The organism is Stenotrophomonas sp. ESTM1D_MKCIP4_1, from assembly GCF_003086895.1.
GTDB lineage: Bacteria > Pseudomonadota > Gammaproteobacteria > Xanthomonadales > Xanthomonadaceae > Stenotrophomonas.
Genome location: NZ_CP026004.1, coordinates 847,108 through 860,274, shown reverse-complemented (window position 1 = coordinate 860,274; position 13,167 = coordinate 847,108). Strand labels below are relative to the sequence as shown.

At 64.3% G+C, this 13,167-nt stretch carries 10 protein-coding genes and 5 tRNA genes; 1 reads left to right on the top strand and 14 read right to left on the bottom strand.

Annotated features, from left to right (window positions below):
* Positions 1 to 29: 29 nt before the first annotated feature.
* From nusG to C1924_RS03855, 9 genes are all read right to left on the bottom strand, one after another.
* On the bottom strand, positions 30 to 590 hold the full coding sequence (gene nusG / locus C1924_RS03895) for a transcription termination/antitermination protein NusG (protein ID WP_004154362.1): 561 nt from the start codon (positions 588 to 590) through the stop codon (positions 30 to 32).
* Positions 591 to 600: 10 nt separating this feature from the next.
* Entirely contained in the window at positions 601 to 1,014 is a 414-nt protein-coding gene (secE, locus tag C1924_RS03890; RefSeq protein WP_108764156.1) for a preprotein translocase subunit SecE, read from the bottom strand.
* 48 nt (positions 1,015 to 1,062) lie between these two features.
* Positions 1,063 to 1,138, bottom strand: a tRNA-Trp gene (locus C1924_RS03885).
* A 103-nt stretch (positions 1,139 to 1,241) separates the two neighbouring features.
* Complete coding sequence (gene tuf, locus C1924_RS03880) at positions 1,242 to 2,432, bottom strand: elongation factor Tu (protein WP_079220745.1); 1,191 nt, start codon at positions 2,430 to 2,432, stop codon at positions 1,242 to 1,244.
* 39 nt (positions 2,433 to 2,471) lie between these two features.
* Positions 2,472 to 2,547 (bottom strand) — tRNA-Thr (locus C1924_RS03875).
* 48 nt (positions 2,548 to 2,595) lie between these two features.
* Positions 2,596 to 2,669: transfer RNA gene (locus C1924_RS03870), tRNA-Gly, on the bottom strand.
* A gap of 26 nt (positions 2,670 to 2,695) precedes the next feature.
* Positions 2,696 to 2,781 (bottom strand) — tRNA-Tyr (locus C1924_RS03865).
* Between the two features lie 137 nt (positions 2,782 to 2,918).
* Positions 2,919 to 3,935 (bottom strand): isoaspartyl peptidase/L-asparaginase, encoded by a 1,017-nt coding sequence (locus C1924_RS03860; RefSeq protein ID WP_108766961.1) that lies wholly within the window; start codon positions 3,933 to 3,935, stop codon positions 2,919 to 2,921.
* A 112-nt stretch (positions 3,936 to 4,047) separates the two neighbouring features.
* Positions 4,048 to 5,073: a cyanophycinase gene (locus C1924_RS03855; RefSeq protein WP_108764155.1), complete on the bottom strand. Its 1,026-nt coding sequence runs from the start codon at positions 5,071 to 5,073 to the stop codon at positions 4,048 to 4,050.
* A gap of 171 nt (positions 5,074 to 5,244) precedes the next feature.
* On the opposite strand from C1924_RS03855, the gene C1924_RS03850 reads away from it, so the two are divergent.
* The gene (locus tag C1924_RS03850; RefSeq protein WP_108764154.1) at positions 5,245 to 7,983 is read left to right on the top strand and encodes a TonB-dependent receptor; all 2,739 of its coding nucleotides are present in this window, start codon (positions 5,245 to 5,247) and stop codon (positions 7,981 to 7,983) included.
* A gap of 1,083 nt (positions 7,984 to 9,066) precedes the next feature.
* Here the strand turns inward: C1924_RS03850 and ychF are convergent.
* The 5 genes from ychF to C1924_RS03825 all read right to left on the bottom strand — a co-directional run bounded on the left by ychF (position 9,067) and on the right by C1924_RS03825 (position 13,156).
* Positions 9,067 to 10,158, bottom strand: a complete 1,092-nt coding sequence (ychF, locus tag C1924_RS03845; RefSeq protein ID WP_079220741.1) for a redox-regulated ATPase YchF — start codon at positions 10,156 to 10,158, stop codon at positions 9,067 to 9,069.
* A 471-nt stretch (positions 10,159 to 10,629) separates the two neighbouring features.
* A complete protein-coding gene (gene pth, locus C1924_RS03840) occupies positions 10,630 to 11,208 on the bottom strand; it encodes an aminoacyl-tRNA hydrolase (RefSeq protein WP_079220740.1) in 579 nt (192 codons plus the stop codon).
* Positions 11,209 to 11,256: 48 nt separating this feature from the next.
* Positions 11,257 to 11,874: a 50S ribosomal protein L25/general stress protein Ctc gene (locus C1924_RS03835; protein WP_108746017.1), complete on the bottom strand. Its 618-nt coding sequence runs from the start codon at positions 11,872 to 11,874 to the stop codon at positions 11,257 to 11,259.
* A 108-nt stretch (positions 11,875 to 11,982) separates the two neighbouring features.
* Positions 11,983 to 12,942 (bottom strand): ribose-phosphate diphosphokinase, encoded by a 960-nt coding sequence (locus C1924_RS03830; RefSeq protein WP_025879147.1) that lies wholly within the window; start codon positions 12,940 to 12,942, stop codon positions 11,983 to 11,985.
* A 137-nt stretch (positions 12,943 to 13,079) separates the two neighbouring features.
* Positions 13,080 to 13,156: transfer RNA gene (locus tag C1924_RS03825), tRNA-Gln, on the bottom strand.
* Positions 13,157 to 13,167: the final 11 nt, after the last annotated feature.

The following is a 13,167-nucleotide window of genomic DNA, read 5'->3' as shown; positions in this document are numbered from 1 at the left end:
GTCGAGCAAGCTCGACTTTACCCAGCCGGTCAGACGGCCTTTTCGACCTGGCCGAACTCGAGCTCGACCGGGGTGGCACGACCGAAGATCAGCACCGAAACGCGCAGACGGCTCTTCTCGTAGTTGACTTCTTCGACGACGCCGTTGAAATCGTTGAACGGACCGTCGGTGACGCGGACCATCTGGCCCGGCTCGAACAGCACCTTCGGACGCGGCTTCTCGACACCTTCCTGAACGCGGTTCAGGATGGCCTCGGCCTCGGAATCAGCGATCGGCAGCGGACGATCGGCGGTGCCACCGATGAAGCCCATGACGCGCGGCGTTTCCTTGACCAGGTGCCAGCTTTCGTTGTCGATGCGCGGAATGCCGGCTTCTTCGTGGGTCTCGATCTGGACCAGCACGTAACCCGGGAAGAACTTGCGCTCGGAACGGCGCTTCTGGCCGGCGCGCATCTCGACCACTTCTTCGGTCGGGACCAGAACGTCGCCGAAGCGCTCTTCCATGCCGTCACGGACGATGCGATCACGCAGAGCCTGCGCAACCGACTTCTCGAAGCCCGAATAGGCGTGAACGACGTACCAACGCTTCATGCAAATCTCCTTAGCGGGTCAGGAACAGCTGGACCAGCCGCTGAATGACGTAATCGAACCCACCCAGCAGCAGGCTGAGGATGATCACCACAACCATCACGACCCAGGTCATGCGGGTGGCTTCCTGGCGCGTCGGCCAGACCACCTTGCGCAGCTCGAAGCGCGACTCGGAGAGGAATTCGCGGGTATCACGACCCTTGCCGGTCAGCAGGAACACGCCGATACCACCGGCCAGACCCACGACGACGGCCAACGCACGCAGCTGACCCGTCCACGCGCCCAGCTGGGCAGCGCGACCGGAGTCAGCGGAGAACCAGAACCAGACGAACAGACCAGCCAACACCAGCAGCGTGGCAACGGCGTACTTGACGATATCCCCACCGTGGGTGGAGGTGTCCTTGGAGTGTTCGATCTTGCTATTCATCAGGCTATGTCTGCTTTAGCGGCCGAACCGCTGGATAAGGTGGGCAGATGGCACGCCAGGAGGGACTCGAACCCCCAACCTGCGGTTTTGGAGACCGCTGCTCTGCCAATTGAGCTACTGGCGTACAGATTGAAACTTGCCTTCCCTTAGACGGCGAAGGCGGACCGAGGTTCCCGGCCCGCCACTCGCGCGACCGGCAGCGCTATGCAACCGCCGGCTTTGCAGGCTTACTCGATGATGGTGGAGACCACACCGGCGCCGACGGTACGACCACCTTCGCGGATTGCGAAGCGCAGGCCGGCGTCCATTGCGACCGGGTTGATCAGGGTGACAACCATCTTGATGTTGTCGCCCGGCATCACCATCTCGACGCCTTCCGGCAGCTCGACCGCACCGGTGATGTCGGTGGTACGGAAGTAGAACTGCGGACGGTAGCCCTTGAAGAACGGGGTGTGGCGGCCGCCTTCGTCCTTCGACAGCACGTACACTTCGGCGTCGAACTTGGTGTGCGGCTTGATCGAACCCGGCTTGGCCAGAACCTGGCCGCGCTCGACGTCGTCACGCTTGGTGCCGCGCAGCAGCAGACCGGCGTTGTCGCCTGCCTGACCCTGGTCCAGCAGCTTGCGGAACATTTCCACGCCGGTCACGGTGGTCTTCTGCACCGGACGGATGCCGACGATTTCGATTTCTTCGCCGACCTTGATCACGCCGCGCTCGATACGACCGGTCACCACGGTGCCGCGGCCCGAGATCGAGAACACGTCTTCCACCGGCATCAGGAACGGCTTGTCGACGTCACGCTCCGGGGTCGGGATCCAGCTGTCGAGAGCATCGACCAGCTTGATCACGGCCGGCACGCCGATGTCGCTCTGGTCGCCTTCCAGCGCCAGGCGGGCCGAACCCGAGATGATCGGAGTGTCGTCGCCCGGGAAGTCGTACTTGCTCAGCAGCTCGCGGACTTCCATTTCGACCAGTTCCAGCAGCTCGGCATCGTCAACCATGTCGGCCTTGTTCAGGAACACGACGATGTACGGCACGCCGACCTGACGCGACAGCAGGATGTGCTCGCGGGTCTGCGGCATCGGGCCGTCAGCGGCCGAGCACACCAGGATCGCGCCGTCCATCTGGGCGGCACCGGTGATCATGTTCTTGACGTAGTCAGCGTGGCCCGGGCAATCGACGTGGGCGTAGTGACGGGTGGTGGATTCGTATTCGACGTGCGCGGTCGAGATCGTGATACCACGAGCCTTCTCTTCCGGAGCGGCGTCGATTGCCGAGTAGTCCTTGAACTCGCCACCGAAGCGCTCGGCACCGATCTTGGTCAGTGCGGCGGTCAGCGTGGTCTTGCCGTGGTCGACGTGACCGATGGTGCCGACGTTGACGTGCGGCTTGGTGCGCTCGAACTTACCCTTGGCCATGGCTGCTTATCTCGAATTCGTCTGGTGTGGTGCTTAAGATGGTGCTCACAAAAGGAATCGAACCTTCGACCTCTTCCTTACCAAGGAAGTGCTCTACCGACTGAGCTATGTGAGCGAGTTGTGCATTATGGCATGAACTCGATAATATTCAAAGTTCATTCAATGGAGCGGGAGACGGGAATCGAACCCGCACCATCAGCTTGGAAGGCTGAGGTTCTACCATTGAACTACTCCCGCACCGGGAATGTGCCACAACGTGAAACTGGTGGAGGGAGGTGGATTCGAACCACCGAAGGCGTAAGCCAGCAGATTTACAGTCTGCCCCCGTTGGCCGCTTGGGTATCCCTCCTTACCACCCCATCCCGTTGCCGCCGAAGCGCTGCGGTGTGTGGTGGTGAGCCGCTTATTCTGCTGATGGGACGGGGGGCTGTCAACGCTTTTTTCCATTTTTTTCACACGTTGTCGCAAACCCATTGATACGCAAGGTTATTGCCCTGGGAGGGCCAGGGCCTCGCTGGCGAAAATTGCGACATGCGGCACTCCATCGGCGCCGATCCAGCCCCGATACATGCCCTGCGTGTTGAATGGCGTGGCTGCTTTGCCGTCGGCGGACAGCACGATGGCGCCACCGTCGCCGCCCATCTGCGGGATCGCTTCGTTGATGACGCCCTTGCCGGCCTGCTCCGGCGTCTGCCCGAGGTAGCGCATGCGCGCGCAGATCTCGTGTGCGGCCGCAGTGCGGATGTAGTACTCGCCCCAACCGGTGCCCGACACCGCGCAGCGTGCATCGGCCCAGGTGCCGGCGCCGATGATCGGTGAATCACCCACGCGTCCATAGCGCTTGTTGGTCATGCCGCCGGTGGAGGTGCCTGCCGCGAGATGCCCCTGCGCATCCAGCGCGACCGCACCAACCGTGCCGAAGTGCCTGGCCGTCTCCAGATCGGCATGCGCCTGCCCGCCGGCCTCCTCCTTCAGTGCACGCTGCAGCTGCTGCCAACGCTTGTCAGTGCGGAAATAGGAGGGGTCGACCAGGGCGATGCCCTGCTCCACCGCGAATGCCTCGGCACCCTGCCCGACCATCATCACGTGCGGCGATTTCTGCATGACCCGCTGCGCCAGCTGGATGGGATTGCGTACGCGCTGCACGCCCGCCACTGCACCGGCCGCCTGGGTGGCGCCGTCCATCAGCGAAGCATCCAGTTCATTGCGGCCGTCATGGGTGAACACTGCGCCCTTGCCGGCATTGAACGTGGGATCGTCCTCCAGCACGGTGATGGCGGCAGTGACCGCATCCAGCGCAGGGCGTCCGGCGGCCAGCGCGGCATGGCCCTTCAACAGCGCCGCCTGCAGGGCTGCGCGCGCGGCCTTCTCTTCGGGCGGCGACAGGTCCTTGCGTTCGACCCCTGCCCCGCCATGGATGACCAGCAGTGGCGACGTGGACGGCGCCGCCTGCGTGAGCAGAGGCAGGGTCAACAGAGCAGACAGCGCCAGGCGCAGTTTCATCGTGTAGGTCTCCACGGTCGTTCAGGAAATGGGCGGTGCCGGTCGTACCGGCCGCCGGCCGGCAGCATCTTGCCGATGATGCCTCGACGAAATTGTCGGCCAGCGGCCGGCACTACCTGCGGGTGATTTCAATTTCACCGTCGGTGATGTCTGCCATCGCCTGGTAGTCGATGTCGGCCTGGAAATCATCCAGGCGCAGCCGACCACCGCTGGCCACGACGGTAACCGGCACGGCGTGGAACTGCAGGGGCTCGCCTTCCACCAGACGATCGGCGTCGCGACCGGGGCTCACCAGCCAGACTTTGCCTTGACCATCGACGCTGCGGACCTGGGCCTGGCCATCCGGCTCCACGCACAGGGCAGTGTCTTCGTCCACGCCGATACCGACCATGTCCGGGTCGCCGCTTTCCTGCGCGGCGCGGGCGACGAACACGATCAGGCGACCGAGGCGGTCGCGCTTGTCGAAGTGGGTATCGGTAACCACGCGCTGCAGATAGGGCATCTGCAGGAAGCCGCTGTCCAGGGTGACCGCGCTGCCCATGGGGTCGGCCAGCGCGCCCGCCGAGGTGATGCTGCCGCCGTTCAGGGCGCCGTAGGCATAACCACCCAGGATCGCCAGGCCGGCACTGGTGCCGGCGATGGGCTTGCCGGCGCGCACGTGCGCATTGAGCGCGCGGTTGAGTGCAGTGCCCTTCCAGAAGCGGATGTATCGCGCCTGGTCGCCACCGGCAATGAAGATCGCGTCGGCGGCGGCAACCACGCGCAGCACCGCCGGGTCGTCCGCGCCGCGACGGTTGTCGAACACCAGCGTCTGAACCGCCGTCGTGCCACCGATGTCGCGGTACAGGCGCTCCTGCAGCTCATCACCGCCGGAGGCGCGCAGGATCAGTACGCGGCCGTTACCCGCCTGCCGGAGCCACCACTGGAAGGCCTCGGGAACCCATTCACCGCCTCCCATCAACATCATCGCCGGCGCACGTGGGCCGGGCCGGGGTGCATCCAGGTCGCCAATCTCGTAATAATCGAAGCCGGGGGAATGCAGGTCGCGGGGATCCTGCGCGGCGGCCGGTGACGCCACCAGCGCCAGCAGCGTGCCCAGCACGATGATCGACCAGCAGCGGCGGACAAGGGCGCTCATTGTTGATCTCCCTGAACAGAATTGGCCTGCAATCGTTTTCATTCTTTGCCAGATGAAACACCTGTAGTCAAGGACGTAAAAAAGGCGTTAAATGCGCGCGCCCATTCCGGATTGTGAATGGGGGACAGGGCCCCTCCTCTGCGGGCCGGCTTCATTCCCGAGATATTTCTCATGCGTAGACAGGCGATGGCGTGGTCGATCCAGCTAGCGTTGATGGGTGTTGCTGCCTCGGCAGCGGCCCAGAGCCCCGGTTCCTCTTCGGTGCAGCAACTTGATGCGGTACAGGTGACCGGTTCGCGCATTCCGCGCGCGCAGGTGGAGGGTCCCGCGCCGATCACGGTGATCAACGCCGAGGAGATCCGCTCGGCCGGCTTCACCACGGTGCCGGACGTGCTGCGTGCGATGACCCAGAACGGCGGCGAGACGCAGAGCCAGCAATCTGCCAGCGGCGCCGACTTCTCGCCGGGTGCACAGCAGGTCGATCTGCGCGGGCTGGGCCCGAACCACACCCTGGTGCTGGTCAACGGCCGCCGTATCGCCGATTTCCCGATGCCGTTCCAGGGCCGCAGCAATTTCACCGACGTGTCCAACATTCCGCTGGGCATGATCGAGCGCATCGAAGTGCTGACCGGCAGTGCCTCGGCCATCTACGGTTCGGACGCGATCGCCGGTGTGGTCAATTTCATCCTGAAGAAGAAGGCCGACGGCACGACGGTCGACATGCGCATGGGCACCACCAGCGAAGGCGGTGGCGAGTCGTTCGACATGAGCCTGTCCAGTGGCTTCAGCAAGGGCAACTTCAATGCGGTGTACAGCGTGGAGCTGCAGTCGCAGACGCCGCTGTGGGCCTATGAGCGCGACCTGCAGGATTCGACCCAGGACGGACCGACGGAAGGCTCGCGCATCGCACGGCGCGCGTATCTGCGTACCGACTACAACGATGACTACCTGGACCCCGGTGCAGCCACCTGCCAGGCACTGGCCGGACAGAACCAAGGCAGCACCTATTACGCCTTCCGCCCGCGCTACGGCTATTACTGCGGCAGCGACGCGTCCATCGGTTACGGCACCATCCTCAGCGAGCGCCGCGGCGCCAACGGCTATGCCTCGCTGAGCTATGACTTCGACAACGGCCAGCAATGGTTCGCCGACGTGCAGATGGGTTACCACACGCTGGCGCTGATGCGTGATGTCACCTCATGGGGCCGCATGGCCGCCGACGGCGACGAATCGGGCTATTTCAGCAACGCGGCCACCGGCGAGATCGAGTTCTGGCAGCGCCAGTTCTCGCCCGAGGAAATGGGCGGCCTGCGCAATGCCATGGTGCGCAGCACGCAGAAGACCTTCAGCGTGACCACCGGCTTCAAGGGCAACCTGGCCGGCAACTGGGACTACGAGGCGGCACTGAGCCATTCGCAGTACCAGTCGCGCATCAGCTGGCCGCAGATCATCGCTGCCAAGGCCAACGAACTGTTCCTGGGCCCGCAGCTGGGCGAGGACGATGACGGCTTCCCGATCTACAACGCCGACCCGTCGCGCCTGTACCGGCCGCTGACCCGGGCCGAGTACGAGTCGATCGCCGCACGCACCACCTACACGCCGAAATCGCGCACCGAAACCGCCGCCCTCAGCCTGACCAACGGCTCGCTGTTCTCCCTGCCCGGCGGCGACGCCGGCTTCGCGGCGACCGTGGAACTGGGCCAGCAGGCGTACGCGCTGAATCCCGACCCGCTGGCCACCGAGTACTACTACTACAGCTGGAAGGATTCGGACGGCCAGGGTTCGCGCAACCGCTGGGCGACCGCTGCCGAGCTGCGCCTGCCCCTGCACGACACGCTGAACCTGAGCGTGGCCGGCCGCTACGACCAGTACCGCTACTCGGGCCACACCATCGGCAAGGCGACCTGGAGTGGCGGCCTGGAATGGCGCCCGGTGGAGAGCCTGCTGCTGCGCGGCTCCTACGGCACCGCCTTCCGTGCGCCGGACCTGCACTATGTCTATGCCGGCCCCGGCAACGACGAAACCGCCGGCAACGACTACTACGGTTGCCTGTCCGACGGCGCCGATGACTGCAACGACTATGAGGAGAACCTGATCCGCAGCCGCGAGGGCAATCGCAATCTGGACCCGGAGACGAGCACCTCGTGGAGCGCGGGCTTCGTCTGGTCGGTCGGCGGCGGTTTCGACGTCAACGCGGACTGGTTCGACATCGACATGCGCAACCAGGTGCAGGACATGAACGTGGACGCGATTCTGCGCGACGAGGCGGCCTGCCGCCTGGGCGACCTCGTGGTCACGTCGCCGACGTGCGTGGACGCACTGGCACGGGTGACGCGCACCGACGACGGCCGCCTGTATGGAGTGCATGTGAATCCGGTGAACATCGCCCGCGAACGCACCCAGGGCGTGGACGTGGGCCTGCGCTGGCGCGTGCAGACCGGTATCGGCGAGTTCTCCTTCAGTGGCAACCACACGTGGGTGAAGAAGCACGACTTCCAGCAGTTCCCGGGCGACCCGGTGGAAGACCAGTTCGCAGTGAACAGCGGCTTCGACATCCCGCGCACCAAGACCAGCGCCAGCGTGACCTGGGAGAAGGACGCGTGGTCGGCCACCGTGTACGGTTCTCGCCTGGGCAAGCTGCCGACCTCGGACAGCTACGACCAGGTGTTTGACCCGGAAAGCGGAGACAGCCCGTACATCAAGGCTACCTACCGCTACAACGCTTCGGTGCAGTACCGCTTCGACGATCACTCGCGCCTGTCGCTGTCGGTGGTCAACGTGTTCAACAAGATGCCGCCGAAGGACGCCACGTACACGGCATATCCTTACTACGACGTGTCCTGGTTCGACACCGTCGGCCGCACGATCAACCTGCAGTACACCCACAAGTTCGGAGGTAGCGCGCTGTAGGCGCAAGCAGTTCCGATCGATGCAGAAGACGAGGCCCGCCATTGGCGGGCCTTGTTGTTTGGAAAGCTGGTGTTGGTAGCTGCCCACCTTGGTGGGCACTGCTTTGCCACGCGCCCACCAAGGTGGGCGTCTACCAGAGCGGGGTCACCGGAGGCTTTCCACACCGCGCGTGGAAGGCGATGGGAACCTGATATCGGTAGCTGCCCACCTTGGCGGGCACTGCTTAGCCACGCGCCCACCGAGGTGGGCGACTACCAGAGCGGGTCACCGGAGGTTTTCCACATCGCGCGTGGAAAGCTATGGGAACCTGATATCGGTAGCTGCCCACCTTGGCGGGCACTGCTTTGCCACGCGCCCACCGAGGTGGGCGACTACCAGAGCGGGTCACCGGAGGTTTTCCACATCGCGCGTGGAAGGCGATGGGAACCTGATATCGGTAGCTGCCCACCTTGGTGGGCACTGCTTTGCCACGCGCCCACCGAGGTGGGCGACTACCAGAGCGGGTCACCGGAGGTTTTCTACATCGCGCGTGGAAGGCGATGGGAACCTGATATCGGTAGCTGCCCACCTTGGTGGGCACTGCTTTGCCACGCGCCCACCAAGGTGGGCGACTACCAGAGCGGGGGCACCGGAGGTTTTCCACACCGCGCGTGGAAAGCGATGGGAACTTGGTGTGGACAAGTAGGCAAGAGCATTGCACCGCAAGCGTTTCCGAGCGTGGCGATTTTTTGTCCAGGACTGCGATTGTTTTCCACACCGGACGTGGAGAGCGATGGGAACTTGATGTGGACAAGTGGGTGCGAGCGTTGCAGCGCAGTCATTTTCAGGCGTGGTGAAAATTTGTCCACCACTCGACTGCGCCGGTCGGGGTAGGAGCCCTTTCCTTTGGAAAGGGATCCGACCCCTGGTTTTCCACACCGCGCGTGGAAAGCGATGGGGGTTTGGTGTGGACAAGTGCGCGCGAGTATTGCGGCGCAGGCGTTTCGGGGCATGGTCATTTTTTGTCCACGCAGCCGATTCATGCCGGAAACGCGAACGCCCCGCACAGGGCGGGGCGTCCGGGGCCGATCCAGTACCGCAGGATCAGACGTTGAAGCGGAAGTGCAGCACGTCGCCTTCCTGCACGCGGTATTCCTTGCCTTCCAGGCGCAGGCGACCGGCTTCCTTCGCGCCAGCCTCGCCCTTGTACTTGATGAAGTCGTCATACGCGATGGTTTCGGCGCGGATGAAGCCCTTCTCGAAGTCAGTGTGGATGACCGCGGCAGCCTGCGGGGCGGTGGCGCCCTTGCGCACGGTCCACGCACGGACTTCCTTCACACCGGCGGTGAAGTAGGTCTGCAGGCCCAGCAGGCTGTAGGCCGCGTTGATCACGCGGTTCAGGCCCGGCTCGCTCAGGCCGAGGTCGGCCAGGAAGGTGTCGCGGTCCTCGTCGTCGAGCTGGGACAGCTCTTCTTCGATCGCGGCCGACACCGGCACCACCTGCGCGCCTTCGGCGGCGGCGTGGGCACGCACGGCGTCCAAGTGCGGGTTGTTCTCGAAGCCGTCTTCCAGCACGTTGGCGATGTACATCACCGGCTTCAGGGTCAGCAGGAACAGATCACGGACCAGTGCCTTCTCTTCCTCGTCCAGACCCACCGAACGACCGGACTTGCCGTCAGCCAGCGCAGCCTGCAGCTTGGCCAGCACCGGCTTGCGTGCGGCCGCTTCCTTGTCGCCGCCCTTGGCAGCGCGCTCGGCGCGGTTCAGTGCCTTCTCGACGCTGTCCAGGTCGGCCAGGGCCAGTTCGGTATCGATGGTTTCGATGTCCGAGATCGGGTCGACCTTGTTGTTGACGTGGATGACGTCGGCGTTCTCGAAGCAGCGCACCACGTGGGTGATCGCGTCGACTTCGCGGATGTGTGCCAGGAACTTGTTGCCCAGGCCTTCGCCGCTGGCCGCACCGGCCACCAGGCCGGCGATGTCGACGAACTCGACCGCGGTCGGGATGACCTTCTGCGGATTGATGATCGCCGCCAGCTCACCCAGGCGCGGGTCCGGCACCGGCACGATGCCGACGTTCGGTTCGATGGTGCAGAACGGGAAGTTCGCCGCGGCGATGCCCGCCTTGGTCAGCGCGTTGAACAGGGTCGACTTGCCGACGTTGGGCAGGCCGACGATGCCGCATTTGATACCCATGGGTGACAGCTCTCTGGGGTGAAAGTGATTGGGGAAGCAGCGACGTGGGCGCTGCTTTTCCAATCATTCTCCGTACCGACCAACGGTCGGTACCTACCGGGGTGATTCCGTACCGACCAACGGTCGGTACCTACCGGGTGATTCCGTACCGACCAACGGTCGGTACCTACCGGGTGATTCCGTACCGACCAACGGTCGGTACCTACCGGGTGATTCCGTACCGACCAACGGTCGGTACCTACCGGGGTGATTCCGTACCGACCAACGGTCGGTACCTACCGGGTGATTCCGTACCGACCAACGGTCGGTACCTACCGGATGATTCCGTACCGACCAACGGTCGGTACCTACCGGGTGATTCCGTACCGACCGACCGACGGTCGGTACCTACCGGGGTGGTTGCGTACCGACCAACGGTCGGTACCTGCCGGGGTGGTTGCGTACCGACCAACGGTCGGTACCTACGGCGGGTCATTTGGGGGTGTGCAGGCGCTTCATGGCTTCGTTGAAATCGCCTTGCACCGCCAGCGGCAGCACGTCGATGGCATCGTCGATGGCGCGTGCGATCAGCACGTCGTCGTCCTTGGAGGGCCGGCCGAGCACCCAGCCCACCACGCGGTCCTTGTGACCGGGATGGCCGATGCCAACGCGCAGGCGGTGGAACTTGCCGTGGCCGAGCAGGCGCATGGTATCGCGCAGGCCGTTCTGGCCGCCGTGGCCACCGTCGAACTTCAGCCGTACCGCACCGGGCGGCAGGTCCAGCTCGTCGTGGGCCAGCAGGGTTTCCTCGGGCTCGATCTTCCAGAACCGCTGTGCAGCGGTGACCGACTTGCCACTGAGGTTCATGAACGTGGCCGGCTTCAGCAGCCACACGGTCTGCCCGGCAATCTCGACCTTGGCGGTCTCACCGAACAGCTTGCTGTCCACATTCCAGCGCGCACCGGCTTTTTCAGCCAGGGCCTCAACGAAATGAAACCCGGCATTGTGCCGGGTCCGGGCGTGTTCCGATCCGGGATTGCCCAGACCGACGATCAGTCGCAGTCCTGCCATGGTTCCTTCCAGAACGGTGCCTGCCCGAAGGCAGGCACCGCCACTGTATTACTCGGCAGCCGGTGCTTCAGCGTCGGCAGCGTCTTCCTTGCCGTGCTTGGCGGTGACGATGGCGTCGTCGTGGTCCTTGCCCAGCGCCAGGGCCGGGATTTCCACGCCCTTCGGCAGCTTGATGTTGGACAGGTAGACCACGTCGCCAGCGTTCAGGCCGCCCAGGTCGACTTCGATCGACTCCGGCAGGTCCTTCGGCAGGCAGCTGATGGTCACTTCCTTCAGTTCGTGGGTGACCACGACGTCGGCAGCCTTGCCAGCCGGCGAGGTGTCTTCGTTGATGAAGTGCAGCGGGACCGAAGCGGTCAGGGCTTCGTTCTCGTTCACGCGCTGGAAGTCCAGGTGCATGATCAGCTGCTTGTACGGGTGGCGCTGCATGTCACGCAGCAGGACCTTCTGCACCTGGCCGTCCAGGTTCAGGTCCAGGATGGAGGCATAGAACCACTCGTTCTGCTGGGCCAGCCAGATTTCGTTGTGGTCCAGGCTGATGGCGACCGGCTCGGCGTTGCCGCCGTACACGATGGCCGGGATCACACCAGCGTGACGCAGGCGGCGGCTCGCACCCTTACGCTGCAGTTCACGCTTGGTGACCTTGATTTCATGGGTCTTCGACATTTTCGACTACTCAGGTTGTTGCCATGCCTTGCGGCGTGGCGGTTGAAGATGCTTCCGCGACCAGAAGCATCCGGGGTGTGTCCCCACCGTTGCCGGCGGGGACGAAAATCAATCGACGTACAGCGAGCTGACCGACTCGCCGAAGGCGATGCGGCGCATCGTTTCGGCCAGCATTTCCGCCACGCTCAGCTGGCGGATCTTGCTGCACACCCGCGCGGCGTCCTTCAGCGGGATGGTGTCGGTCACCACCAGTTCGTCGAGCTGGGAATTGGTGATGTTGTCCACCGCCGGGCCCGACAGCACCGCGTGGGTGCAGTAGGCGGCGACCTTGAGCGCACCGCGCGCCTTCAGGGCAGCGGCAGCGGCGCACAGGGTGCCGGCGGTATCGACGATGTCATCGACCATGACGCAGGTCTTGCCTTCGACGTCACCGATGATGTTCATCACGGTGGAGACGTTGGCGCGCGGACGGCGCTTGTCGATGATTGCCAGATCGGCGTCATCCAGGCGCTTGGCGACCGCACGGGCGCGGACCACGCCGCCCACGTCCGGCGAGACGACGATGAGGTTCTCGGTGCCGTAGGCGCGCCAGATGTCGGCCAGCAGCAGCGGGGACGCATACACGTTGTCCACCGGGATATCGAAGAAGCCCTGGATCTGGTCGGCGTGCAGGTCGACGGTCAGCACGCGATCAGCGCCAGCGGTGCTGAACATCTTGGCCGCCAGCTTGGCGGTGATCGGCACGCGCGAGGAACGCATGCGGCGATCCTGGCGCGAGTAGCCGAAGTACGGCACCACGGCGGTCACGCTGGCCACCGATGCGCGCTTGAGCGCGTCGATCAGCACCAGCAGTTCCATCAGGTTTTCAGCGCTCGGCGCCGAGGTCGGCTGGATCACGAAGACGTCCTGCTTGCGGACGTTCTCTTCGATCTCGACCTGCACTTCGCCATCGGAGAAGTGCGAGACCAGCGCCTTGCCCGGGCGGACCCCCAGTTCCTTGCAGATGTTCTGCGCCAGACGTTTGTTGGCGTTGCCGGAAAAGACCAGCAGGTTCGGGGACTCTTGCATCATGATTGTCTCGGGCGGGGACGAGTGGCGGGGATCCGGTAGCGGCAAGGACCACCTCGGCCCCTGCTGCTTACAACACCGCGACTGTTTCCACGTCCCGCGCAGTGATGCGCTGGATGGCGCGGACACAGCCGCATTGGCAGGGGCGGGAGGATTCGAACCTCCGAATGCCAGGATCAAAACCTGGTGCCTTGGGCCTCTTGGCGACGCCCCTGCATTGATGAA